The organism is Stappia stellulata (assembly GCF_020176715.1).
Taxonomy (GTDB): Bacteria; Pseudomonadota; Alphaproteobacteria; order Rhizobiales; family Stappiaceae; genus Stappia.
Genome location: NZ_JAIVMF010000003.1, coordinates 200,633 through 224,366, shown reverse-complemented (window position 1 = coordinate 224,366; position 23,734 = coordinate 200,633). Strand labels below are relative to the sequence as shown.

23 protein-coding genes are annotated in these 23,734 nt (G+C 63.3%); 16 read left to right on the top strand and 7 right to left on the bottom strand.

Going from position 1 to position 23,734, the window contains the following annotated elements; translation table 11 throughout:
* The first annotated feature begins 8 nt into the window (after positions 1–8).
* The 3 genes from LC092_RS05770 to LC092_RS05760 all read left to right on the top strand — a co-directional run bounded on the left by LC092_RS05770 (position 9) and on the right by LC092_RS05760 (position 2,542).
* Positions 9–1,676 carry a ribonuclease J gene (locus tag LC092_RS05770; RefSeq protein ID WP_224805493.1) on the top strand — a complete coding sequence of 556 codons (1,668 nt, stop codon included), beginning with the start codon at positions 9–11 and terminating at the stop codon, positions 1,674–1,676.
* Between the two features lie 95 nt (positions 1,677–1,771).
* A complete protein-coding gene (gene mce, locus LC092_RS05765) occupies positions 1,772–2,176 on the top strand; it encodes a methylmalonyl-CoA epimerase (RefSeq protein ID WP_224805492.1) in 405 nt (134 codons plus the stop codon).
* Positions 2,177–2,275: 99 nt separating this feature from the next.
* On the top strand, positions 2,276–2,542 hold the full coding sequence (locus LC092_RS05760) for a DUF1467 family protein (protein WP_224805491.1): 267 nt from the start codon (positions 2,276–2,278) through the stop codon (positions 2,540–2,542).
* Positions 2,543–2,623: 81 nt separating this feature from the next.
* Here LC092_RS05760 and LC092_RS05755 read toward each other — a convergent pair whose 3' ends face one another.
* Entirely contained in the window at positions 2,624–2,953 is a 330-nt protein-coding gene (locus LC092_RS05755; protein WP_224805490.1) for an NIPSNAP family protein, read from the bottom strand.
* Positions 2,954–3,163: 210 nt separating this feature from the next.
* The gene (locus tag LC092_RS05750) at positions 3,164–3,550 is read right to left on the bottom strand and encodes a hypothetical protein (RefSeq protein WP_224805489.1); all 387 of its coding nucleotides are present in this window, start codon (positions 3,548–3,550) and stop codon (positions 3,164–3,166) included.
* A 293-nt stretch (positions 3,551–3,843) separates the two neighbouring features.
* Between LC092_RS05750 and LC092_RS05745 the strand changes: the two genes are divergently transcribed.
* Positions 3,844–4,557, top strand: coding sequence for a hypothetical protein (locus LC092_RS05745; RefSeq protein WP_224805488.1), 714 nt, complete (start codon positions 3,844–3,846; stop codon positions 4,555–4,557).
* Here the strand turns inward: LC092_RS05745 and LC092_RS05740 are convergent.
* Positions 4,472–5,017, bottom strand: a complete 546-nt coding sequence (locus LC092_RS05740) for a hypothetical protein (protein ID WP_224805487.1) — start codon at positions 5,015–5,017, stop codon at positions 4,472–4,474. The genes LC092_RS05745 and LC092_RS05740 overlap by 86 nt on opposite strands.
* Positions 5,014–5,259, bottom strand: a complete 246-nt coding sequence (locus LC092_RS05735; RefSeq protein ID WP_224805486.1) for a hypothetical protein — start codon at positions 5,257–5,259, stop codon at positions 5,014–5,016. The genes LC092_RS05740 and LC092_RS05735 overlap by 4 nt, the downstream gene beginning before the upstream one ends.
* A 432-nt stretch (positions 5,260–5,691) precedes the next feature.
* On the opposite strand from LC092_RS05735, the gene LC092_RS05730 reads away from it, so the two are divergent.
* From LC092_RS05730 to LC092_RS05710, 5 genes are all read left to right on the top strand, one after another.
* On the top strand, positions 5,692–6,354 hold the full coding sequence (locus LC092_RS05730) for a protein-L-isoaspartate O-methyltransferase family protein (RefSeq protein WP_224805485.1): 663 nt from the start codon (positions 5,692–5,694) through the stop codon (positions 6,352–6,354).
* Positions 6,355–6,723: 369 nt separating this feature from the next.
* A complete protein-coding gene (locus LC092_RS05725) occupies positions 6,724–8,097 on the top strand; it encodes a TolC family outer membrane protein (protein ID WP_224805484.1) in 1,374 nt (457 codons plus the stop codon).
* A 284-nt stretch (positions 8,098–8,381) separates the two neighbouring features.
* On the top strand, positions 8,382–9,005 hold the full coding sequence (locus LC092_RS05720) for a PopZ family protein (RefSeq protein ID WP_224805483.1): 624 nt from the start codon (positions 8,382–8,384) through the stop codon (positions 9,003–9,005).
* Between the two features lie 173 nt (positions 9,006–9,178).
* The gene (locus LC092_RS05715) at positions 9,179–12,031 is read left to right on the top strand and encodes a valine--tRNA ligase (RefSeq protein ID WP_224805482.1); all 2,853 of its coding nucleotides are present in this window, start codon (positions 9,179–9,181) and stop codon (positions 12,029–12,031) included.
* Positions 12,032–12,057: 26 nt separating this feature from the next.
* A complete protein-coding gene (locus LC092_RS05710) occupies positions 12,058–12,591 on the top strand; it encodes a DUF2155 domain-containing protein (RefSeq protein WP_224805481.1) in 534 nt (177 codons plus the stop codon).
* A gap of 19 nt (positions 12,592–12,610) precedes the next feature.
* On the opposite strand, the gene LC092_RS05705 is transcribed toward LC092_RS05710, so the two are convergent.
* Positions 12,611–13,732 (bottom strand): alpha/beta hydrolase family protein, encoded by a 1,122-nt coding sequence (locus tag LC092_RS05705; protein WP_224805480.1) that lies wholly within the window; start codon positions 13,730–13,732, stop codon positions 12,611–12,613.
* 21 nt (positions 13,733–13,753) lie between these two features.
* Positions 13,754–14,653, bottom strand: a complete 900-nt coding sequence (locus tag LC092_RS05700; protein ID WP_224805479.1) for an ATP-binding protein — start codon at positions 14,651–14,653, stop codon at positions 13,754–13,756.
* Positions 14,654–14,903: 250 nt separating this feature from the next.
* On the opposite strand from LC092_RS05700, the gene yajC reads away from it, so the two are divergent.
* From yajC to LC092_RS05670, 6 genes are all read left to right on the top strand, one after another.
* The gene (yajC, locus tag LC092_RS05695; RefSeq protein WP_224805478.1) at positions 14,904–15,239 is read left to right on the top strand and encodes a preprotein translocase subunit YajC; all 336 of its coding nucleotides are present in this window, start codon (positions 14,904–14,906) and stop codon (positions 15,237–15,239) included.
* Between the two features lie 77 nt (positions 15,240–15,316).
* On the top strand, positions 15,317–16,927 hold the full coding sequence (gene secD, locus LC092_RS05690; RefSeq protein ID WP_224805477.1) for a protein translocase subunit SecD: 1,611 nt from the start codon (positions 15,317–15,319) through the stop codon (positions 16,925–16,927).
* 18 nt (positions 16,928–16,945) lie between these two features.
* The gene (gene secF, locus LC092_RS05685) at positions 16,946–17,902 is read left to right on the top strand and encodes a protein translocase subunit SecF (protein ID WP_224805476.1); all 957 of its coding nucleotides are present in this window, start codon (positions 16,946–16,948) and stop codon (positions 17,900–17,902) included.
* A 21-nt stretch (positions 17,903–17,923) separates the two neighbouring features.
* On the top strand, positions 17,924–18,322 hold the full coding sequence (locus tag LC092_RS05680; protein WP_224805475.1) for an Mth938-like domain-containing protein: 399 nt from the start codon (positions 17,924–17,926) through the stop codon (positions 18,320–18,322).
* Positions 18,323–18,349: 27 nt separating this feature from the next.
* Positions 18,350–19,225 carry a phytoene/squalene synthase family protein gene (locus LC092_RS05675; RefSeq protein ID WP_224805474.1) on the top strand — a complete coding sequence of 292 codons (876 nt, stop codon included), beginning with the start codon at positions 18,350–18,352 and terminating at the stop codon, positions 19,223–19,225.
* A gap of 206 nt (positions 19,226–19,431) precedes the next feature.
* Entirely contained in the window at positions 19,432–21,279 is a 1,848-nt protein-coding gene (locus LC092_RS05670) for a mechanosensitive ion channel family protein (protein WP_224805473.1), read from the top strand.
* A gap of 102 nt (positions 21,280–21,381) precedes the next feature.
* Here LC092_RS05670 and trmFO read toward each other — a convergent pair whose 3' ends face one another.
* Complete coding sequence (gene trmFO / locus LC092_RS05665) at positions 21,382–22,794, bottom strand: methylenetetrahydrofolate--tRNA-(uracil(54)-C(5))-methyltransferase (FADH(2)-oxidizing) TrmFO (protein ID WP_224805472.1); 1,413 nt, start codon at positions 22,792–22,794, stop codon at positions 21,382–21,384.
* 141 nt (positions 22,795–22,935) lie between these two features.
* Between trmFO and LC092_RS05660 the strand changes: the two genes are divergently transcribed.
* Positions 22,936–23,553, top strand: a complete 618-nt coding sequence (locus LC092_RS05660) for a hypothetical protein (protein WP_224805471.1) — start codon at positions 22,936–22,938, stop codon at positions 23,551–23,553.
* Positions 23,554–23,734: the final 181 nt, after the last annotated feature.

Here is a 23,734-nt window from a genome sequence, read left to right as displayed (position 1 = left end):
AGTACAGGATGACGGGCGATCAGGAGCTCGTATTCGTCGCGCTCGGCGGTCTCGGCGAGATCGGCATGAACATGGCGCTTTACGGCTACGGCCCCGCTCACGAGCGGCGTTGGCTGATGGTCGATTGCGGTGTGACATTTGCCGGTCCGGACCTCCCGGGCGTCGACATCGTGGTGCCGGACATCAGCTATATCGAGGACAAGCTCGACCGGCTGGACGGCATCGTGATCACCCATGCCCATGAGGATCACTATGGCGCGCTGATCCATCTGTGGCCGCGGCTCAAGGCGCCGCTCTACATGACGCCGTTCACCGCCGGGCTGCTGGCTGCGAAGACGCAAAGCGAGCCGGGCGTCGACAAGATCCCGGTCAGCGTGGTGAAGCAGGGCGACCGGTTCCAGCTCGGGCCGTTCGATGTGGAAATGGTGGCGATGTCGCATTCCATTCCCGAGCCTTGCGCATTGGCGATTCGTACGCCCGCCGGTCTGGTGGTGCATTCCGGCGACTGGAAGATCGATCCGACACCGGGCATCGGCCGTCCGATCGACGTCGAACGCCTGGCACAGCTTGGCGAAGAGGGCGTGCGCGCGCTGATCTGCGATTCCACCAATGCCGTGCGCGATGGCGTCAGCCCGAGCGAAATGGACGTTGCGGCGGATCTGACCCGTGTGATCCAGAAAGCCAAACGGCGTGTTGCCGTCACCACCTTTGCCTCGAATGTGGCGCGGATCCGCTCCATTGCCCTGGCCGCCAAGGCGGCGGACCGCGATGTGGTGGTGATGGGACGCTCGATGCACCGTGCGATCGAGGTCGCGACCGAACTCGGCTATATGGACGATCTTCCGGCGTTCCTCTCCGAGGATGCCTACGGCTATCTGCCGCCTGAAAAGGTCGTTCTGCTGCTCACCGGCAGCCAGGGCGAGGAGCGGGCGGCACTTGCGCGGATCGCGGCCGGCGATCACCGGAACGTCGCGCTGTCCAAGGGCGACATGGTGGTGTTTTCCTCGCGCACGATCCCCGGCAACGAGAAGGCGGTGAATGCGATCGTCAACAAGCTCGCCGAGGCCCGTGTCGAGATCGTCACGGACCGCGATGCGCTGGTGCATGTCTCTGGCCATCCGCGCAGGGGCGAGCTGACCCAGCTCTACGACCTGCTCAAGCCGCAGGCGCTGATTCCCGCGCACGGCGAGGCCATGCACCTCAAGGCGCATCACGACCTTGCCAAGGCGCATGGCATCAAGAACGCGATGATCGCGCGCAACGGCGATCTCGTCCGCCTGTCGCCGGGCCGGCTGGATATCGTCGACGAGATTCCGGTCGGGATCGAGGTCAAGGACGGGATGATCTTCGGCGACCCGGAAGAAACCGGGGTGCAGGAACGGCGCAAGCTCTCGTTCGCCGGGGCGATCGTGGTGTCCGTCGTCGTGGATGCGCGCGGCGACCTTGTCGGGGAGCCGCAGGCAGCTCTCTTCGGCCTGCCGGAAACCGACGAGGACGGCGACGACATGGAGGACATCGTGATCGACGAGGTCATCCATGCGCTGGAGAGCATTCCGAAGAACCGCCGCAAGAACCTCGATGTCGTGACCGAGGCCGCCCGTCGGGCTGCGCGGGCCGCGGTTCGCGACTGCTGGGGCAAGAAGCCCCTGACCCAGGCGCTCGTCGCGCGCGTGTGACGTTTTGGGGGCTGGCCGGATGCGGCCGGCTCTCCCACAATGGGGAAGGTCCGTGTTGCGGATGGCGCTTGGACGAAATTGAGCGGGAGGCTTGAATGATCGGACGGTTGAATCACGTGGCAATTGCAGTGCCGGAACTCGGGCCCGCGGTCGCGATGTATCGCGACACTCTGGGTGCCCGGGTGTCGCAGCCGCAGGCCGAGCCCGACCATGGCGTCACGGTGGTGTTCATCGAGCTGCCCAACACGAAGATCGAGTTGCTCGAGCCGCTTGGCGAGGGGTCGCCGATCGCCGCATTTCTGGAACGCAGCCCGTCCGGCGGCATCCATCACGTGTGTTACGAGGTGGAGGATATCATTGCCGCACGCGACCGGCTGAAGGAAAGCGGTGCCAGGGTCCTGGGCACGGGGGAACCGAAGATCGGCGCGCATGGCAAGCCGGTGCTGTTTCTCCATCCGAAGGATTTCAACGGAACGCTCGTCGAACTCGAACAGGTGTAGCCCCGCTTTGCCGCAATCCGGTCCCGCGTCGTCATTTGCGGGGCATTGCGGCACCCGGTTGCCCGTCCACAGATCCCAAACGATTGGAACCAACAGGCCGTGTCTCTCGTCTCCTCGCTTGCCATCTTCTTCATCATCTGGTGGATCATTCTTTTTGCGATCCTGCCGATTGGCGTGGTCACGCAGGAGGAAAGCGGCGACGTCACGCCCGGAACCGAGGCAAGCGCGCCCCGGCGGCCGCACTTGCTCAAGAAGGCCCTGCTGACCACGGCCATCGCCGCCGTCGTCTTCGCCGCCTTCTATTGGCTGAGGGTGTATTCGGGGCTGACGCTGGACGACCTGCCGTTCAAGCCGCCGAGCAGCTGACGCGGCATAGCCCGCTACCAAGCGCTGCCCGGGACCTGGCCCTGCGCGGCGGCGGGCCGGACCCGCTGCCGCGGTCTTGCGTCAGGGCCGAACCGGGGCCTTGTAGAAGCCGGCGGGTTTCATCAGCCGGTTCGACTGGCTCTCCAGCGCGCCGAGCTCGCCGCTGAGCCGCAGATACTCCAGCCACTCGGGATCGGCCCACATCGCCGCGCGCCGCGTCTCGCGGTCGCCGGCGTTTTCGTATGCCCATATGTGGATGTATTCGTTCGGGTCGCCGGTCTCGGTCAGGAGAAAGGCAACGGGCTGCCCGAGATGGCGCGTCTGTGCCGCCTTTCCGCGCGTTTCGTAGAGTTTCAGATGGGCGGCAAGCGTGCCGGGGCGACATCTGTAGGTGCGAACGTCGAGCAGCATTTCAGTCTCCAGAACAGGACATTGGGGGTAGATGTTTGTGGCAGAGGTATCGCCGGACCGGATCCTGATCTGTCCCGCGATTAGGTTGCAACGGGAAACGCTAGCGCATTTTAAACTGGCGCTCACTTGTCACGGTCCATGATCTCGCGACTTTATTGCATTCGGGGATCGGCCGAGCGGGGACGCTTGCGGGGCGTGCACCGATGCCGCCTAATGCGTAGCGGGGATTGGTTGGCCTTGCCGAAACGGACCGTATGCCGCCTCAAGGTTCTTGAGAGTTGCTTTGACAACGATCCTGGCGTTCACGCCGGATGCGCAGTTACCTAGACTGCGGACGGCAGCGACCAGTTCGGGGTCTTCGGGCGATAGGACACAGGCGGCGATATAGAGTGCATGGGCGCGGATCTCCCGGCGGGCCGCATCCTGCGCGAAGGGCGCCAGGGCCGGTTCGAGTTTCGGCGGATAGAAGTAAGTGACTCCAGCGTAATGATCGGCGTCTTCATGTGATCTCACTCCCTTGCGTTTCCAGATCTCCAGAACGGCCGTGCGGCTTAAGTTCAAGGCTGTGCCATCAAGGTTGACGACCCGCTCGCACATCTCGGGAATCTCCAGCTAAAGCCAATACTTGCAACTATCAGTATTACATTCAAATAATAGCACGAGTCTCTGTAATTCGATTCATCAGAACATATTGAGAGTATATTAGGAATTTTATATTTGCGATAATTTAGTCTTTGGTCGGCCGGAGTGCAATAAATTTGAACATGAATTCAAATTTATTGTTTTTTTATTATTGGTCAAAAATAATTGTTTAAGTAATAGTATCATAATTCTCGCGTCGTTGACTGCCCTCCGGGTTCATCTGGAATTTTAACACTGGGGGTTTTGTCATGCAAAGTGAACGCGATCCGTTGCCGTATTTTCGTGCCTTCTCGATTCTCGAAAGTAATCTGAAGGCGAAGGGCGTGCATCCCATGTTGGGACGCGATTTCGCCTGGCTCGACGCAGAGTTGTCCTCCCAAAAAAGCAGATCCGGGTCGGGAGTGAAGGGAGAACTGCTCCCGCATTTTTCGCCGATGCTCAACACTTATGCGCCTAAGGAGGCCTTCTGGTTGACGCTGAACAACGAGGCAGGCGAAATCGTCGCCGTCATCGCGGCCCGCTTGAACGATCTCGGCTCGCAGCCTCTCACCCGGCACCTTGAGGCATACTGGACCCGTTGCTATCGCAGCGAAGGTGGGCATCCGGTGGCTGTTCGCCGGCAGGACGATCTGTTTTCCGACGCGATCACCGGACGGATTGTCTATCTAGGGGAGTTGTTCGTTTCCGTGCACTGGCGCGGCCGCGATCTTTCTCGTCTGCTGTGCCGATTGGCACAGGTCGTCGCCTTCAATCTGTTCGAGCCCGATTATCTCTATGCCTGGATGCGGCCGGTGCATATCGAAAAGGGTCTGCATTCTCGATGGGGGTTCAGCGAGGAGCACCGCCACGCGATCCTTTGGGAGAGAGGGCCTGCCTCTATTGATAACGATCTGGCGATCGTCGGAAACTCGGCAAGGGAAGGCTATCGTATGATCCGTCTGATTTCAGAAGGATTTCTATAGGGTTGGCATAGCAGGATAATTGCTGGGTTCCGCTGCGCGTGTGCCATGGCAGGAGCAGGCGCTCGTATCGTACTTCGAGCACACGCTCGGAAGACAGGGGCAGCTCCGCCGAGATCAATTCGTACTGCGGAGCCCGGTTTTCAATCGCGGCGTGGTAGCCGGCAGAGACAACGCGCCGGAACCCGCTGTTGATCGATCCGCGCATGTCTGAATCCGCGGTCGCCCAGTCGGCGCCGAAGACCGTGGTGGCAAGGGTCTTGTCGCCGGAGTAGAGAATTTGCGGGCTGTCGCCCGGTTCCGCACGGGCATCCATCAGAATCAGATGCGGGGCGAACATAAGCAGGCGCTCGTCGAAACCGCCGCCGCCGCGTTTCCACAAACGGTAGAGTTCGATCGACAAACTGTCGCCGTGCCCGCCTTCCAGATAGGCAAGCGGAAAGGTTTCGACAAAATTCGTCAAGGCCGATCAGTCTCCTGGATCATTGCCGCAACAATGGCGTTGCGGCAGCAGTCGATCAGAACGCGCTTCTTTTCGGTCGTCAAGTTCCCGATATCAGGGTCGCCGAATTGCTGGAGTGCGACCATTTGCGCGAAAACCTGAAGGTCGTATTTTTTGAGTTTCTGCAGCATTTGCTCGAAACGCCAGTCGAGCGACCATTCCAAATCGGAGACATGCCCGTCGTGAGGATCGCCAAAGTGCATGGGTGGTTGCTCCGTTGAATGATGTTAATCCAAAGACGCGTGCCATTCGCACTGCAACCGCATCTGCATTTCGGGGGGCTGGTCCAAAGTGTCGATAAGGCCTCTATGCTCGCCAAGATCCGCGTGCGCCGCCAGACCTAGATCCACGTCATGTCCCCGGACAATGACAATGTCGCGTGATACTATCGTTATTCTCCAATTCTCGGGTCGGTCGCATTTCGGATTAACTTTTTTTGTCATGTTCTTGAGGCCTCCCGCATTAATTCTGTGCGGCGACTGCGCTTCACGCTTTGGGGGAACCTGCGCCGATTCGTGCCGGGCGCGCGGAGGCGCATCATTGGCGATGCGGTAGGGCACCGCACAGCTTGTCACAGGCACCGGACCCCGGTAATGAACCGGAACCACTCACTCGCTAAGCTGAAGAGGCGCGCAATGGGCGACTTCGAACGGGCTCGTACCCATATGGTCGACAATCAGTTGCGGACCAACGACGTAACGGACCATGGCATCCTCGACGCCATGGGAAAGGTCCCGCGTGAACGTTTCGTGCCGGCGTCCAAGCGCTGCATTGCCTATAGCGATAGCGACATTCCCCTGTCCCTGGGCGAGACGCAGCGGTACCTGATGAAGCCGCATGTCTTTGCCAAGCTCGTTCAGCTTGCCGGCGTGCGCAAGGACGACGTCGTGTTGTGCGTCGGCTGCGCCACCGGTTACAGCGTTGCGGTGCTCGCCGAGCTTGCCGGCTCGGTGGTCGGGCTCGAGGAGACGGCGGAGGCAACGGCCGCGGCCTCCGATCTTCTGGTCGATCTCGGGATCGAGAACGCCGCCGTGGTCGATGGCGATCTGGTGACCGGCGCCGCGTCCGAAGGACCCTATGACGTTATCGTCATCGATGGGGCCATCGAGACGTTGCCGGATGCGCTGACGGCGCAGATGAAGGACGGCGGCCGGCTGGTCACAATCGAGGGCGAGGGCGGCGCGGGGGCTGCGCGTCTTTATGTCCGCTCCGGCGAGGTTGTGTCGGGTCGCTTCGCCTTCAACGCGTCCGCCCACGTTCTGCCGGGCTATCGGATCGCGAAAGAGTTCGTGTTTTAGGCCGCAACGGCCGTTTGTCCCTGTCGAGGATCTGGTGCGGCGCAGGCCACTGGCCTGGCCGCATTTCCGATTCCCAATGTACCTCGCGTCGCGTGTGTTGCCGCGAGGACGCATCCCCCCGGGAATAGTCGGCAGCGGGAGTTTGCGCGGTTGTCTCCGCCGATCAGCGCGGTAACAGTATCCCCCGGTTCCTGCCGCTTCGGCGGGTGAGAGATTTCTCGCAGGCGAGAATGTCGAAAACGACACGGCCTGATTTCGATTGAGGCGATTGCGAACCTTTGGTTCGCGGACAAACAGGGCGCTTGTCGCGACACTCTCCTTTAGGGGTGGCGCCAGGCGGACCGACAGAGGTCAACAGGGGTGCTCGACGTGAAACGCAGTGGTTACTGGCTTGGTGCGGCCGCTCTTCTCGTGCTTTCGGGAGCGGTTCCTGGCATTGGCCATGCCCAGTCAATTGACGAGGCCCTGGCGCAAACCTATGCCAATAACCCAACGATTAACGCGGCGCGCGCAACCTTGCGCTCGGTCGACGAGCGCGTGCCGCAGGCCCTGTCCGGCTGGCGTCCGCAGGTGTTCGGCCGCTTCGACGTCGGGGCGCAATATTCCGATTCCGTGCCGGGACGCGCCAGTTATCGCAACACCGCCACGGCGGGACTGTCGCTGACGCAGAACATCTTTCGCGGCTTTCGGACGGTGAATTCCACGCGTCAGGCCGAGGCGGTCGTTCGGTCTGAACGCGAAAGCCTGCGCGCCACCGAACAGGCGATTCTCCAGCAGGCGGCCACCGCCTATATGGACGTGATCTCCAACACCGCGATTGTCTCTCTGCGCCGCAGCAGTCTTGAGTTCCTGTCGGAGCAGGTGCGGGCCGCCGAGGATCGTTTCGAGGTGGGTGAGGGCACGCGCACCGATGTGTCGCAGGCCCGCGCGCGGTTTTCAGAGGCGCAGTCGGATCTCAACCTGGCGATGGCCAATGTGAACACCAGCCGCGCGATCTACCGGCAGCTGGTCGGCGAGGACCCCAAGCGCCTGTCCGCGCGGACCTCGATTTACAGCCGTCTGCCCAAGGGGCTGGATGGCGCCCTTGGCTCGGGTGCCGCCAACCATCCTTCGATCCTGTCCGCACAGCATCTGGTCGATGCGGCCGTCTTTGCCGTGAAGACCACGGAAGGCGAGTTGCTGCCGACCGTAACGCTTGAAGGCAATGTCCAGCGCCAGTGGAGCCCGCCGACATCCTCGACTGTGGATACGGTCGATTCCGCCAGCATTTTCGGCCGGGTGTCGATCCCGCTCTACCAGGGCGGCGCCGTCTCCTCGCGTGTCCGTCAGGCGAAGGAGGATCTTGGCCAGACCCGCATCCAGTTGGATGTGGCCCGCGACCAGATCCGTGCCTCGATCGTATCGGCGTGGGGACAGTATCAGGCGGCTGTCGCCTCGATCGCCGCCGCGCAGGACGCGGTCGCCGCAAACCAGCTCGCCCTTGAGGGCGTGATCGAGGAGCAGCGGGTCGGGCAGCGCACGACGCTCGATGTGTTGAACGCCCAGTTCGAGCTGGTCAACAGCCGCGTCAGCCTGGTGACCGCACAGCGCAACCGGACCGTTGCGGCCTATGCCCTGCTTGCGGCAACCGGCGCCCTGACTGCCGACCGTCTGGGTCTTGCCGTCGCGCGCTACGACGAGAAGGCGCATTACAAGAAGGTTCGCAACAGCTGGTACGGCCTCAAGACGCCGGACGGCCGCTGAAAATCGACGCATTTTGCCGGCCGAATACGCTGAGCGAGCGCGGGAATTGTCCGAATTCTAGCGGAATCGGCACTTTCTTGCGCTTGACAAAGGCGATGCTGCGGATTCGTCGTTGCGTTGTGCTTTTCCCGCGGCGTTGGAACGCGTTATATTCTTAACATGTGAGTCGCGGGACGGTGTGAGGCATGAGCCTCTGCCAAAGTGTCTGGGTTTTTGCCCAAGCATCGCAGTAGTCGAGTACGGGGATCGGTATGGCCAACGCCAATCAAGCTCAGGAACCCTCCATGGAGGAAATTCTGGCGTCAATTCGCCGGATCATCTCCGATGAGGAAACGCCCGCGGCGGAAGCGGAAGACAGTGCAGCCGGGCCGGAAGCCGTTGTCGAGGACGATGACTCCGCCGAGATGTCCCAGGATGATCTCGACAAGCTGTTCGATTCCGCTGGTGACGACGAGATCGAGTTCCAGGAGCCCGAAGCGAAAGGGGAGCCGGAACCCGAGGTCGAAGCGGAGCCCGACGCCGAGGCGGATGACGTTCTCGAGCTCACCGAGGACCTGGCCGTTGCGGATGCAGACGATGCATTCGAAATGGTCGAGGGGCTTGCCAGCGCCGAGGAAGAGGTCGGCGACATCGCCTTTGTGGAAGAAGAGCCGGCACCTGCCGCTGCCTCCCAGGCGACGAGCGAGCGGTTCACCGAGGAACTCCTGTCTCCGACGGCAAACCAGGCGGTGCATTCGGCCTTCAACAATCTCGCCGGCACGATCCTCTCCAACAACGCCCGGACGCTTGAGGATCTGGTGAAGGAGATGCTGCGCCCGATGCTGAAGTCCTGGCTCGATGAAAACCTTCCTCCGATGGTCGAACGCCTCGTACGCCAGGAAATCGAGCGGGTTTCTCGCGGCCGCTAGGGAAGGGCGAACGTCCTTTTTGCGCTTCTCTCCGCGCCGCCCTTTCCGGGCGGCGCCTTTATTTTCCGCTCATGATCCGGCCGCCTTGCTGTCGCCCACTTCCCGGCGACGGTTGACTTGGCGCCGCGCCTGCGAGTAACCACGCGTTCAGTTTTCAGGATCCGAGAAAAACAATGCTCGACAAGTCTTATGATGCCGCAACTGTCGAACCCCGCATCGCGGGGATCTGGGAAAAGGCCGACGCGTTCAAGGCCGGCGCCGGCGCCGAACCCGGTGCGGCGTCCTATTCCATCGTCATTCCGCCGCCCAATGTCACCGGCTCCCTGCACATGGGACATGCCCTCAACAACACGTTGCAGGACATTCTGGTGCGCTTCGAGCGCATGCGCGGTCGTGACGTGTTGTGGCAGCCGGGCATGGACCACGCGGGCATCGCGACGCAGATGGTTGTCGAGCGTCAGCTTGCCGAGCGCCAGGAGCCGGACCGGCGCGCCATGGGCCGCGAGAAATTCGTCGAGCGCGTCTGGGAGTGGAAGGCTGAATCCGGCGGCATGATCCTGAACCAGCTCAAGCGGCTGGGAGCGTCCTGCGACTGGTCGCGCGAGCGCTTCACGATGGACGAGGGCCTGTCGAAGGCCGTGCTCGAGGTGTTTATCAGCCTGTATCGCGAGGGGCTGATCTACAAGGACAAGCGCCTTGTGAACTGGGACCCGCGGTTCCTGACTGCGATTTCCGACCTTGAGGTCGAGCAGCGCGAGATCCAGGGCAATCTTTGGCATTTCCGCTATCCGCTCGAGGCGGGCGAAAGCTTTGAGGCGCCCGTCGAGTGGGATGAGGACGGCAACCCGACCGCCTATGAGACGCGGACCTATATCACCGTCGCGACGACGCGCCCGGAGACGATGCTCGGCGACACGGCGGTCGCCGTGAACCCGGAGGATCCGCGCTATCGCGATCTCATCGGCAAGCATGTGATCCTGCCGCTGGTCGGTCGCCGCATTCCCATCGTCGCGGACGACTATGCCGACCCGGATGCGGGTTCCGGTGCGGTCAAGATCACCCCGGCGCATGATTTCAACGATTTCGAGGTCGGCCGTCGGCACGACCTGCCGATGATCTCGGTGCTTGACCGCGAGGCGCGGGTTCGGCTGCGCGACAATCCGGAGTTCCTCGAGGGGCTCGCGCGGACCGACGAACTTGCCGCGACGATGGATGCCTTCGAAGGGGGCGACCGGTTCGACGTCCGCAAGCGTCTGGTCGAGGCGATGGACGAGAAGGGCCTGCTCGACCGGGTCGAGCCGCATGCGCATATGGTGCCGCACGGCGATCGCGGCGGCGTTCCGATCGAGCCTCTCCTGACCGACCAGTGGTATGTCGACGCCAAGACGCTGGCCAAGCCGGCGATTGCCAGCGTGCGCGAGGGGCGGACCGAGTTCGTTCCGCGCAACTGGGAAAAGACCTATTTCGATTGGATGGAGAACATCCAGCCTTGGTGCATCTCGCGCCAGCTGTGGTGGGGCCATCGCATCCCCGCCTGGTACGGTCCCGACGGCAAGATCTTCGTCGAACGCTCGGAAGAAGACGCGGTGGCAGCGGCTCAGGCACACTATGGCAAGAGCTGCGAAGTGATCGCTCAGGACGACGCACTCGCGCGCTGGGAGGGCGAGGGCACCGATGCCGCGACGATCGCTCTCTACCGGGACGAGGACGTTCTCGACACGTGGTTCTCCTCCGCACTGTGGCCCTTCTCGACGCTCGGATGGCCGGACAAGACGGCGGAGCTTGCCAACTACTATCCGACCAGCGTTCTGGTCACCGGTTTCGACATCATCTTCTTCTGGGTCGCCCGGATGATGATGTTCGGCGATCATTACATGACGACCGAACCCTTCAGCACCGTCTACATCCACGCCCTGGTCCGCGACGAGAAGGGCCAGAAGATGTCGAAGTCGAAGGGCAACGTCATCGACCCGCTGGCGCTGATCGACGAGTTCGGGGCGGATGCGTTGCGCTTTACCCTTGCGGCGATGGCCGCCCAGGGGCGTGACATCAAGCTGGCGACAAGCCGGGTCGGCGGCTACCGCAATTTCGTCACGAAGCTCTGGAATGCAGCCCGCTTCGTGGAGATGAACGGCGGAACGCGGCCCGAGGGCTTCGACCCGGCGGCCGCCACGGAGATCGTCAACCGCTGGATCGTCACGGAAACGGGGCGTTGCATCGCCGAGGTCACCGAGGCGCTGGAGGGCTTCCGCTTCAACGAGGCGGCGGGCGCGGCCTATCGCTTCGTCTGGAACACCTATTGCGACTGGTATCTGGAATTCGCCAAGCCGATCTTCGCCGAAGGCTCCGAGGGCGCGAAAGCGGAGACACGGGCCACCGCGGCCTGGGTGCTCGACGAGATCCTGAAGATCCTGCATCCGTTCATGCCGTTCATGACGGAGGAGCTTTGGGCGCGCACGGTGGAAGCGGAAGGGGCGGGCAAGCCGCGTCCGCGGCTTCTTGCGCACACCCGCTGGCCGAGTTCGCTCGGTGGCGACCTCGAAGCGGCGGCCGAGATCAACTGGCTCGTCGACCTGATTTCGTCCGTTCGCTCGGTGCGCGCGGAGATGAATGTGCCGGCAGGCGCCAAGGTGCCGCTGGTGGTGACGGGTGCGAATGAGGATACCCGCCGCCGTCTGGACACGCATGAGGCGCTGATCCTGAGGCTGGCACGGGCGGAGACCGTTTCGCTTGCGGAGACCGCGCCGCGCGGTGCGGTCCAGATCGTCAGCCGCGAGGCGATGGTCTGCCTGCCGCTGGCAGACGTGATCGACATCGAGGCGGAAGCCGCACGTCTTGCCAAGGAAGCGGCGAAGCTGGACGGCGAGATCGCGCGCATCGACAAGAAGCTTGGCAACGAAGGGTTCCTTGCCAAGGCCCCCGAAGCGATCGTCGTGGCTGAAAAGGAAAAGCGCGACGAACTGCTAGAGCGTAAGACGCGGATTGGCGAGGCGCAGGCGCGGATCGCGGAGTTGACGGCTGCGTGAGCCTGTCGTCGTTCGGAGTGAAATGCATGTTGAAACTTGCAGGACGAACCGCCGGTCGTGGCCCCCTTCTGGGGGCCGCTGCCCTGGTTCTTGCGCTGAGTGCACCGGCGTCGGCGGAAAAGATCGAAAACCCCGTCGCCGTCTTCTCCGGCCTCGACAAGATCACCGGACGGATCATCGCCTTTGATGTCTACATCGGAGAAACGGTCCAGTTCGGCGCGCTGCAGGTGACGCCGCGCCAGTGCAACACCCGTCCTCAGACGGAAACGCCGCAGACCACCGCTTTCGTCGAAGTCGATGAAATCACGCTTGAAAACGAGGTGCGGCGGATTTTCACCGGCTGGATGTTTGCCGCAAGCCCCGGTCTGCATGCGGTGGAACACGCCGTCTATGACGTCTGGCTGACCGATTGCAAGCAGTCGTCGACGGTGGCCCCGCCGGCCAACTACAGCGGACCGCCGATCTCCGAACAGGCGGCGGCGGGCGAAGATCCGCTTGCCGGAACGGCGCCGCAGCTTGGTCCCAGCGAGGTCGTGCCGCGGCTCAAGCCCCAGCCGTAGCGCGGCCTGTCAGGCGACCCTATCGGGCTGTCTTGTCGATCCAGCCGGTAATCGTCGCGATTGCGCCGTCGGCATAGGCGTGGCGACCGAGGACGACGAAGGCGGTCCTGGCCCACCACGGCATGTCCTGGGGAAGCTGATAGTTGAAGAGCCAGCCTTTCAGCAGGCCGTGGGTCGCGCCCGGAATGATCTCGACGCGATTGGCAGGATGATTGGGCAGCAGAAGACGCACATAGTCCCGCGCGTTGGTCGCTGCGTCGACATTGAGATCGTCTTCCCCCCACAGCGCGAGGAGCGGAGCCTTGGCCTTTCTCAGGGCGTCCGTCGCGTCGGCATGCCGGTTGCGCAAGATGAAGCCCGCCCGCTCGCGCGGGACGCCGAACAGGCGGGCCGCGGCATCGATCCTGTCGATCTCGTCGGGCGTGTCGTCCAGTGCGGCCTCGGCGGCAGCTTGCCGGTCGATCTCGGCGGCGATGGCGTCTTCTGACCAGCCGAGGCCCTGCAGGCGGCTGCGGGTCAGATAGGCCCCCTGGCGCTGCCAGTTCAATGCCCCTCCGACAAGGACGAAAAAGGCGTCTTCGTCGGGATCTGTGGCGAGGGTCGGCAGGACCCAGCCGGCTTGCGAGAAACCCAGGTAGCCGATTGCCCCAACCGTGGTGCCGGCGGCGCGTCTGACCGCGTCATGCGCGGTGCGCGCCTCCGACGCCCGGTCGTCCATCGACTGCGTGCGCCAGTCTCCCTCGCTTTTGCCGACGCCGGGCTTGTCCCAGCTGAACACGCCGATCCCGGCGTCCAGCAAGGCATTGATGAGGGGAAGGTAGCCCTCGGCCGAATAGCGGTCCTGTGGTCCGTCGCCATGGATGATGAGGACCACCGGCGGCGGCGCGGGAGATGCAGCGGGCAGGAGGAGTGTGCCGGTGATCTGGCCGGACCGTGAGGGGAAGACGATGTCTTCCGTCACCCGGTCGGCCAAATCGAAATCGGACAGACCGCGCAGCAGACCCAGAGTGAGAGCCAGAAATGCCGTGGCGATCAGGATCAGGGTCAGCTTCCTGCCGGTCATGATGTTCGCTCGCTCCCGGATGCCATCAAGAAACCTCCGGTCCGCATTGCAGGTGGGGTGTAGCGAGACGCGGATCAACGGCGGGGTGACGGGCGAGCGTCACCCCTGAAGATTTTTCTCCAGCCGCCCTGCAAGGTCCTGGATGAACTGGAAGGCGACACGCCCCGATCGGCTTCCACGGGTTGTCGCCCATTCCAGCGCCTGCGAACGCAGATCCGCCGCATCGACATCGAGCTCGAAATGGCGGGCATAGGCGTTGATCATGTCGAGATAATCGTCCTGGCTGCACTTGTGGAAGCCGAGCCACAGGCCGAAACGGTCCGAAAGCGAGACCTTTTCCTCCACCGCCTCGCCCGGATTGATGGCAGTCGACCGTTCGTTCTCGATCATGTCGCGCGGAAGCAGGTGCCGCCGGTTGGACGTTGCGTAGAAAAGCACATTGTCGGGCCGGCCCTCGATGCCGCCGTCAAGCGCGGCCTTGAGCGACTTGTAGGACGTGTCGTCATTGTCGAAGCTGAGGTCGTCGCAAAACAGGATGGTGCGATGCGGCGCCTGTTTCAGGACGCCCATCAGGTCGGGAAGCGTCTCGATGTCCTCGCGGTGGATCTCGACGAGCTTCAGGCGGGCCGTATCGCCCGCATCGGCGAAGTCCCGGTTGATGCGGGCATGAACGGATTTGACCAGCGATGACTTGCCCATGCCCCGCGCGCCCCACAGCAGCACGTTGTTGGCGGCAAAGCCTCTGGCAAAGCGCCTGGTGTTGTCGATGAGCTGGTCGCGGGCGCGGTCCACGCCCTGCAGCAGCGAGATATCGATCCGGTTGACGCGCGCCACGGGCATCAGGCTCGAGGTGCCGGCGGCCCAGACGAAGGCATCGGCGGCATCGAAGTCCGGTTTGGCGCGCGCCGGCGGAACGGCGCGTTCGATCAGCGAGATCAGCGTGTCGAGCCTGTCGTTCAGCGCTTGCAACGCGTGCGTGTCGGGCGGAGAGGTGTCCATGATGTCGGGCCGTGTCCGGAGTTGTTTCGGACGCCTGTCGCCGCGCCCGATGGTGATGGCAAGACGCTCCTCCTAGCATGGGGCGCAGGGGTGGTGAAAGACGCTCCGGCACCGGCGGCGTTGCGGTTCGGTTCGCCTTGCAAAGCGGCACGCGGCTTGTATAGTCCGCGCCACCTGAGGTTCAGTCGTCGGGCAGGGGCGAGATTCCGTTGCGGCGCAAGACGCCCCGCGCCCGGGCAAGGAGAGTTTGATGCTGATTACGCCTGCTTACGCACAAGGGATCGGAGGGGCCGGTGGACCCGACCTGCTGATGTCCATTCTTCCCTTCATTCTGATCTTCGTGATCATGTATTTCCTGATCATCCGTCCGCAGCGCCAGCGGATGAAGCAGCATCAGGAGATGGTTGCCAATCTGCGTCGCGGCGACACGATCGTGACCGCCGGCGGCATCATCGGAAAGATCTCCAAGGTGGTGGACGATGCGGAAGTGCAGGTCGAACTCTCCGAGGGGCTGAAGGTCCGGGTCGTGCGCAGCATGATCACCGAAGTGCGCTCCAAGTCAGAGCCCGCGAAGGACAACGGCTGAACCGACACGTTCGACTTCCAATCCTCTCCGCCGCACGCCGCAAGGCGTGAGGCGGGGATACCAGAGACGGCCACGCCATGCTTTATTTCGCACGCTGGAAGATCGCCCTGATCGTCCTCGTCATCCTGTCCGGGGCAGTGACAACGCTGCCCAATTTCCTGTCGTCCGACACGCTGCGGGGGTTGCCGAACTGGCTTCCCAAGAACCAGATCGTGCTCGGTCTCGATCTGCAGGGCGGTGCCTATCTCCTCTACGAAGTCGATCGCAACGACTACATCAAGAAGCGGCTCAACACGCTGGTCGGCGACATCCGCCAGCGGCTGCGCGACGATCCGCGCATCGGCTATACCGGGCTCGGCGTGCAGGCGGATGGCGCCCAGGTGCGCATTCGCGACCTGACCCGTCTCGACGAGGCGCGCCAACGCCTCAGCGAACTGACCAACCCACTTGTCGCCAACATGTTCGGCGGGCAGGCTGTCGAGGAATTCGGCATGACCGTCAGCGACGACGGGCTGATCCGATTTGCCTATACCGATCAGGGCCTGGCGCAGCGCATGAGCGCAATCGTGCAGCAGTCGATCGAGGTGATTCGCCTGCGTCTCGACGAATTCGGCACGACGGAGCCGTCGATCCAGCGTCAGGGCGAGGATCGTATCCTCGTGGAAGCGCCGGGCGAGGGCGATCCGGAGCGTCTGAAGGACCTTGTCGGCCAGACCGCGCAGCTCACGTTCCACATGGTCGACCAGTCGATGTCGGCGGAACAGGCGATGCAGTCGCGCCCTCCGGTCGGCAGCATCGTGATGTATTCGCAGGACGATCCGCCCTTCCCCTATCTGCTTGAGGATGCACCGCTGCTCTCCGGCGAGGATCTGATCGACGCCCAGGTGTCCTTCAATCCGGAAACCAACGAGCCGGTCGTCAATTTCCGCTTCAACACCTCGGGCGCGCGGACCTTCTCGGTTGTGACCCAGCGCAATGTCGGGCGACCCTTCGCCATCGTGCTCGACAACGAGGTGATCTCCGCGCCGGTCATTCGCGAGCCGATCACCGGCGGCTCCGGCCAGATCTCCGGCGACTTCACCGTGGAGAGTGCCAACGACCTTGCGGTGCTGCTGCGCGCTGGCGCCCTGCCGGCCAAGCTCACAGTCGTCGAGGAACGTTCCATCGGGCCGGGTCTGGGTCAGGATTCGGTCGATGCCGGACGGATCGCATCGCTCATTGGCGCGGCGCTCGTGATCGTCTTCATGGTGCTCGCGTATGGCCGCTTCGGGGTGATCGCGGACCTCGCGCTCGTCACCAACATGCTGTTGATCTTCGGAGCCCTGACGGCGCTTCAGGCGACGCTGACGCTTCCGGGCATCGCCGGGATCGTGCTTACGATCGGCATGGCAGTCGACGCCAACGTGCTGATCTTCGAGCGGATACGGGAGGAGGCGCGGGCCGGGCGATCGGCGATCAGCGCCATTGATGCCGGCTATTCGCGCGCTCTCGGCACGATCTTGGACGCCAATATCACCACGCTGATCGCGGCGCTCATCCTGTTCCAGCTCGGCTCCGGCCCGATCCGCGGATTCGCGGTGACGCTGGCGATCGGTATCTTCACCACGGTGTTTTCCGCTTTCACCGTCTCGCGGCTTCTGGTTGCGCTGTGGGTGCGTTGGCAGCGCCCCAGCCACCTGCCGATCTGACCGACGGGGACCAAGACCATGTTGCTCAAACTCATTCCGGACAATACGCACTTCCGCTTCATGCGGTTCCGGACGATCTCCTTCCCGCTGTCGGCCGTCGTGTTCCTTGCGTCGATCGCGCTGTTCTTTTCGGTCGGGCTGAACTTCGGCATCGATTTTAAGGGCGGCACCGTCTTCGAGATGAAGACGAATGAATCTCCGGCCGACATCGGCGGCATTCGCGAACAGCTCGCGACGCTCAATCTCGGCGACGTGCAGGTGCAGCAATTCGGCGCGCCGGACGAGGTGCTTGTCCGCGTGCAGGAGCCGGAAGGCGGCGAACTGGCGCAGCAGGCCGTCGTCTCGCAGGTGCGCGAAACCTTTGGCGAGAGCGTCGAGTTCCGGCGCGTCGAGGTTGTTGGCCCGCGCGTATCCGGCGAGCTGGCCCAGGCGGGCATGATCGCCGTCACCGCCTCGCTGATCGTCATCCTGTTCTACATCTGGTTCCGTTTCGAATGGCACTTCGCCGTCGGCGCGATCCTGACGACGATCAACGACATCGTGGTCACCGTCGGTCTGTTCGTTGTCCTTCAGCTCGAATTCTCGCTATCCTCGATTGCCGCGATCCTGACGATCATCGGCTATTCGCTGAACGATACCGTCGTCGTCTACGACCGGATCCGGGAAAATCTCAGGCGATACAAGAAGACGCCCCTTCCGGAACTTCTCGACCGCTCGATCAATGAAATGCTGTCGCGTACGGTGATGACGTCGGTGACGACGCTGCTTGCGCTTCTGGCGCTTTATTATTTCGGCGGCGAGGTGATCCGGTCCTTCACCCTGGCGATGATCTTCGGTGTGGTGATCGGGACCTATTCGTCGATTTTCCTGGCGGCGCCGTTCCTCATCGTCCTGAAGCTGCGCGCGTCCAAGGTGATCGGCAGCGATGGCGATTCCGGCGGCTCCGACAAGGACGCGGAAACCGCATCGGCCTGAGGCCGGCAGAGGGGGCATTCCATGGCACAGCGCGGCGAAGGCATCGTTGTCCGGGATGCCCATTTTCCTGATCGGGCGCCGATCGATGCCTATGGCAACGGCGGCTTCCGGTTTGCGGAAATGTCGCATCGCGGCTCCATCCTTTGCGTTCCGAGCGGCATATACGGGTTTGCCGCCTCGTCGGCTGAGGACCTGACCCCGGAGGCCTTGGAGAAGGTCCTGAGCGAGCAAGAGGACATATCGGTCCTGCTCGTCGGAACGGGTGATGACCTGAAGCCGCTGTCGGCGGCCTTGCGCTCCGCGATGCGTGACGCCGGTATCAGCGCCGATCCGATGTCCACTGGGGCGGCGGTGCGCACCTACAACGTTCTGCTTTCGGAAGGCCGACCGGTGGCAGCCGTGTTTTTGGCCGTGGACTGACGTGACCGCGGCCCTAGGTTTGTTTGCATGACATTGGCTTCAATCCCGGACGCGGACTATTGCCTCCAGCACGTCCGCCAGCATGATTTCGAGCGCTATGTGTCGCTGCTCTATGCGCCGGAGGCGGAGCGGGCGGCCCTTGCAGCATTGTATGCCTTCAACGTGGAGATTGCCCGGGCCCGCGAGGTCGTCTCCGATCCGATGCCGGGCGAGATCCGCTTCCAGTGGTGGCGGGACGCGTTGAACGCTCCCGAGGGCGCCGAGGTCGATCAGCATCCGGTTGCAGGGGCGGTGAGGGCGGCGATCTCAAAATACGCCCTGCCGCTTGCCGCCTTCGAAAATCTGATCGATGCCCGCGTGTTCGATCTTTATGACGACCCGATGCCGAGCCTTGTCGACCTGGAAGGCTATGCCGGAGAAACGTCGTCGGCGCTGATCCAGCTGGCGGCAATCATCCTGTCGAAAGGCGACGATCCGGGAACTGCCGAGATCGCAGGTCATGCCGGCGTCGCTTACGCGCTGACCGGACTGTTGCGTGCGTTGCCCTGGCATGCGCGGCGGCGCCAGCTTTACCTTCCGGCCGATCTGCTCGGGGCGCATGACGTCGATCCGGAAACGATCTTTGCCGGAGACGCAACGCCGGAGCTTCGCGCCGCCCTGGGGGACCTTCGCGCAACGGCCCGCCGCCATCTTTCCAGCACCCGTGCCGGCATCGCCGGCGTGCCCCGCACTCTGGTGCCGGCGTTTCTTCCGGTGTGTCTGGTCGGGCCGTTGCTAGACCGGATGGACCGACCGGGCTTCGATCCGTTTCATGACTCGGCCGAACTGTCCGCGCTTCGGCTGCAATGGGCGATCTGGCGCTCCTGGCGCAAGGCGCTGCGGTCCGCTCGCGATGTAACCTAGAATTTATTATCAGGCGCTAGCCTCCCAACGATTGTTCTTTTTTTGTCAAAGGCCACGCCATGATTCTTCTCCGCTCCTATGGTCCCCGCGTCGGGCGCGCCGTCACCACCGGACTGCGCATGGCGGCTGTCGTCGGGTTGGTCGCGTTCTTTGGGTCTGCGTCTGCGCAAGAGCAAGCCCCGGCGGCCGCGCCTGAGCAGACCGGGATGACCGCGTCGCAACCAACAGCCGCGGCGACGCAGTCGGTGGAGGCTGTGGTTGACGATATCCACAAGGGCGCTCCCGACCTTCAGACCTTGCTGCGCGACTATCCGATCTCGCCGCCGGACACGACGAGCCCGCGGGCATCGCTCGAGAGCTTCATGGTGCTGATGTCGGAAGCAAGCCGGGTCTGGCGCGACGTGCGCGACGCGTTCCGCGACAGTGGCCGCGCGTTCATGTCGGAGGAAGAAAAGCGACAGGTCGAGGTGGTGCGCCTGTTGATCTCCAAGGCACGCGAGATTTTCGACCTGGGCGATGTCCCGGAAACCGCGCGCACGGCGGTCGGGGTCGAGATCGTTCTTCAGTTTCAGGAAATCCTCGACCGTATCTTTCTGCCGCCGCTGGACGAAATTCCGGGAGAGCGGGCAGGGTCCTTCCTTCATGCCAAGGAAGCCTCGGACCTCCCGGAGCGGTGGACCATTCCCGGCACCAGCATCGTCTTTCAGCGAAGCGATGCGACGAAAGGGGATCTGAAATATCTCGTATCGCGCGAAACGGTCGACCGGATCCCGGAGGACTACGAAAGCGTCAAGTTGTTCCCGACGCGCTCCGACAAGGGCGAGGATTTCTACGAGTATTATATCTACACGCCGGGCTATCTCGTCGCGCCGCGCTGGTATGACCTGATCCTGGCAGGGCCCGACTGGTTGCAGAACCAGTTCATGTCGCAGGCCTACTGGCAGTGGGCGGCGCTGCTCCTTCTGTTGGCGGTCGCCGTTTCCATCCCGGTCATGCTGCAGCGCTGGAACCGGTGGCGTGCCGTGCCGCTCTCCGACGTGCACCGTCGTCTGCGCGGTTTCCAGCAGCCGCTGCTCCAGTTGATCGTCGTGATCGTGTTCCGCTACCTGGTGGACGAGCAGATAAACATTACGGGCGCGCCGATGATCGCGATCGGCACGTTTTCCTCCGTGGTGATGTGGGTCAGCCTTGCCTGGCTCGCCTATCAGTCGGTCGACCTGCTGGCGAGCTATGTCACCAAGAACCCGGCCATGCCGACGGCAAGCCTCGATTCCAGCCTGTTGCTTTCGGCCTTCCGGCTGTTCGGTCTGGCCTTCGCGATCATCACGCTTGGATATGGCGCGACGCGGATCGGCATTCCGATCTACGGCGTTATCGCCGGTCTGGGTGTCGGCGGTCTGGCGGTCGCGCTTGCCGCGCAGCCCACGCTGGAAAACCTGATCGGTGGCGTCATCCTCTATGCCGACCGGATGGTGCGCGTCGGCGAATATTGCGAGTTCGAGGGCTTTGCCGGGACGGTCGAGGCCATCGGCATCCGCTCGACGCGCCTGCGCGCGCTCGACCGCACGCTGATCACAGTGGCCAATTCCGATCTCGCCAAGCGCAAGATCGTCAATTTCAGCCGTCGTGACCGCTTCCTGTTCCGCCATACCATCGGTCTGCGCTACGAGACCGAGCGCGATCAGGTGATGAGCGTCGTGCGCCAGATCCACACCTATTTCACCGGCCATCCGAAGGTGCTGGATCAGATTGCGTTGCGGGTGTCTCTTGTCGGTTACGGCGCCTATTCGGTCGATATCGAGATTTTCTCCTACATCTCGACCTCCGACCGCGACGAGTTCCTGATGATCCAGGAAGAGTTGCTGCTGGAGATCGGCCGCATCATCAAGGAGAACGGGTCCGATTTCGCCTTCCCGTCGAATGTGACCTATCTGGGTCGCGACGCGGGTCTGCCCGGAATGAAGCGTGGGGCCGCGGCAACGCAGGGCGCGGACAAGGCCCCGCTGCGCGGCGACCGCACGGACGACCTGGTGGACATGGCGTCGGAGGCCTGACGCCTGCTGCCACAGTGTCGGAAAAAGACATGAAAACGGCCGGTGAAGGGTGCTTCACCGGCCGTTTTCATTGGTTGCGCGTGGAGTGCGCCGGGGCGCGCTCTATTCGGCGGCTTCGCGCGTCGGCACGGCCGAGGCGATCCAGGTTTCGAAGTCGGCGCGGGCGCGGCGCGTCATGGCGAGTTTCTTGGCCTTGCCCTTTTCCTTGCCCTTCAGCCGGCGGCCCTCGTCGTCGAGGCGGGGCGCCTCGATCGGGGGAAACAGACCGAAGTTCACGTTCATCGGCTGGAAGGAGCGCGGGCCCGGTTCATCACGCAGGATGTGTCCGCCGGTGATATGCCCGAGCAACGCGCCCATCGCCGTGGTCGGCGGTGGCGGAGGGCAGGCGGTGCCAAGCCGTTCGGCGCTGGCGAACAGACCGGCCATGCAGCCGACGCTTGCCGATTCCACATAGCCCTCGCAGCCGGTGATCTGTCCGGCAAAGCGCAGGGCCGGGCGGGCCTTGAGGCGCAGTGTTCCGTCGAGCAGCTTCGGCGAGTTCAGGAAGGTGTTGCGGTGCAAACCGCCAAGCCGGGCGAAGACGGCGTTTTCCAGCCCCGGGATCATGCGGAAGATCTCGAGCTGGGCGCCATGCTTCAGCTTCGTCTGGAAGCCGACCATGTTGTAGAGCGTGCCGAGCGCATTGTCCTGGCGCAGTTGAACGACCGCATAGGGCTTTTCGGTGGGCTTGTGTGCGTTGGTCAGGCCCATCGGTTTCATCGGGCCGTGGCGCAGCGTCTCGCGTCCGCGTTCCGCCATCACCTCGATGGGCAGGCACCCGTCGAAATAGGGCGTCGACTGCTCCCATTCCTTGAACTCGGTCTTGGGGCCGGCGATCAGCGCGTCGATGAAGGCGTCGTATTGCGCCTTGTCCATCGGGCAGTTGATGTAGTCCTTGCCGGAGCCGCCGGGGCCGACCTTGTCGTAGCGCGACTGGAACCAGCACACGTCGAGATCGATGGAATCGAAGTGCAGAATTGGCGCGATGGCGTCGAAGAAGGCGAGTGCGTCCTCGCCCGTGGCCTCCAGGATCGCGCTCGACAGCGCGGGGGAGGTCAGCGGGCCCGTTGCCACGATGACGCTGTCCCAGTCTTCCGGCGGCAGGCCGTCGACTTCGCCGCGCTCGATGGTGATCAGCGGATGATCCTCGAGCATTTTGGTCACGGCGGCGGCAAATCCGTCGCGATCGACGGCGAGCGCGCCTCCGGCCGGCACCTGATGGGTGTCGGCGGCCGACATGATCAGCGAACCGGCCGCGCGCAATTCCGCGTGCAGCAGCCCGACGGCATTGTGATCGGCATCGTCGGAGCGGAACGAGTTCGAGCACACCAGTTCCGCAAGGTCCTGGGTCTTGTGCGCGTCGGTGCCGCGGGTCGGGCGCATTTCATGCAAGACGACCGGAACACCCCGGCGCGCCATCTGCCAGGCCGCTTCCGAACCCGCGAGGCCGCCGCCGACAACATGGACAGGCTTCATGATCAATCCCTTTGCGACAGCTTGCACGTTGAAGACTACTGTATACCGGCTTTGGGCCGCTGACTTAGCGCGTCCCCTTCCCGGAGGCAATCGGACCGCGGATAATACGGTCTCGCCTGACCGAAAACGGAACCGATTCGAATGACAAGTTCTCCGGCTACGCGCGTGGTCGCTCTCGCAAGTCTTCTCCTGGCGGCCGGATGTGCCGGTCAGGCGGCGGGTCCGGCGCGCTCCTGGTATGCGGCGCATGACGGGGTCGCGCCGCGAGCCGACCGGATCTACGTCTGCCATGCGTTCGGATGCGCGCGCAAGACCGTGGTCGACTATTCCGCGAAGGACCTTGCCACGCTTCGCCGCATTCTGGCCAAGGGTCGGGCCTCTCCGGCGGCGGAACGCAAGGCTATCGCCGAAGCCGTTGCATGGTCGGAACGCAAGACCGGCCCGGTTGTCGGCTCCGAGAATGACGTTGGCGGTTACGATCTCCAGAATTCCGGCGTGCCGGGGCAGATGGACTGCATCGATGAGGCAACCAATACCACCAGCCTGCTTCTGCTCGCGGAGGGCAGGGGCTATCTGTCGCATCACACGGTCTCGCGCCCCGTCGCCCGCGGTTTCTTCCTAGACGGGCGCTATCCGCATGCAACGGCCGTGGTGCGCAGTTCCGACGGCGCGGCATTCGCGATCGACTCCTGGCCCCAGTCAAACGGCAAACTGCCGGTGGTGCAGGATCTGGATGCCTGGTTCGCCGAGCGAAGCTGACCGGCCGAGACAAGGGATCTTCGCCGGGTGCAGGAAGTCGAGGTCGCCCGGACACTCGGCCGGGGTCTCGACTGCACGGACTGCCGCATGGCTGACCATGTGGCGCATCCGCGTGCTTGCAACCGTTGCGCGATCTTGGGGGCTGCGGAATTTCAGTAAAACGAAAGTTCAGACTGCTTGA

Excerpts from the sequence above, each read along its gene's own strand:
- LC092_RS05770 (WP_224805493.1), top strand. The coding sequence starts at position 9 with ATGACGGGCGATCAGGAGCTCGTATTCGTCGCGCTCGGCGGTCTCGGC.
- mce (WP_224805492.1), top strand. The coding sequence starts at position 1,772 with ATGATCGGACGGTTGAATCACGTGGCAATTGCAGTGCCGGAACTCGGG.
- LC092_RS05755 (WP_224805490.1), bottom strand. The coding sequence starts at position 2,953 with ATGCTGCTCGACGTTCGCACCTACAGATGTCGCCCCGGCACGCTTGCC.
- LC092_RS05750 (WP_224805489.1), bottom strand. The coding sequence starts at position 3,550 with ATGTGCGAGCGGGTCGTCAACCTTGATGGCACAGCCTTGAACTTAAGC.
- LC092_RS05745 (WP_224805488.1), top strand. The coding sequence starts at position 3,844 with ATGCAAAGTGAACGCGATCCGTTGCCGTATTTTCGTGCCTTCTCGATT.
- LC092_RS05735 (WP_224805486.1), bottom strand. The coding sequence starts at position 5,259 with ATGCACTTTGGCGATCCTCACGACGGGCATGTCTCCGATTTGGAATGG.
- LC092_RS05730 (WP_224805485.1), top strand. The coding sequence starts at position 5,692 with ATGGGCGACTTCGAACGGGCTCGTACCCATATGGTCGACAATCAGTTG.
- LC092_RS05720 (WP_224805483.1), top strand. The coding sequence starts at position 8,382 with ATGGAGGAAATTCTGGCGTCAATTCGCCGGATCATCTCCGATGAGGAA.
- LC092_RS05715 (WP_224805482.1), top strand. The coding sequence starts at position 9,179 with ATGCTCGACAAGTCTTATGATGCCGCAACTGTCGAACCCCGCATCGCG.
- LC092_RS05710 (WP_224805481.1), top strand. The coding sequence starts at position 12,058 with ATGTTGAAACTTGCAGGACGAACCGCCGGTCGTGGCCCCCTTCTGGGG.
- LC092_RS05700 (WP_224805479.1), bottom strand. The coding sequence starts at position 14,653 with ATGGACACCTCTCCGCCCGACACGCACGCGTTGCAAGCGCTGAACGAC.
- yajC (WP_224805478.1), top strand. The coding sequence starts at position 14,904 with ATGCTGATTACGCCTGCTTACGCACAAGGGATCGGAGGGGCCGGTGGA.
- secD (WP_224805477.1), top strand. The coding sequence starts at position 15,317 with ATGCTTTATTTCGCACGCTGGAAGATCGCCCTGATCGTCCTCGTCATC.
- secF (WP_224805476.1), top strand. The coding sequence starts at position 16,946 with ATGTTGCTCAAACTCATTCCGGACAATACGCACTTCCGCTTCATGCGG.
- LC092_RS05680 (WP_224805475.1), top strand. The coding sequence starts at position 17,924 with ATGGCACAGCGCGGCGAAGGCATCGTTGTCCGGGATGCCCATTTTCCT.
- LC092_RS05675 (WP_224805474.1), top strand. The coding sequence starts at position 18,350 with ATGACATTGGCTTCAATCCCGGACGCGGACTATTGCCTCCAGCACGTC.
- LC092_RS05670 (WP_224805473.1), top strand. The coding sequence starts at position 19,432 with ATGACCGCGTCGCAACCAACAGCCGCGGCGACGCAGTCGGTGGAGGCT.
- trmFO (WP_224805472.1), bottom strand. The coding sequence starts at position 22,794 with ATGAAGCCTGTCCATGTTGTCGGCGGCGGCCTCGCGGGTTCGGAAGCG.
- LC092_RS05660 (WP_224805471.1), top strand. The coding sequence starts at position 22,936 with ATGACAAGTTCTCCGGCTACGCGCGTGGTCGCTCTCGCAAGTCTTCTC.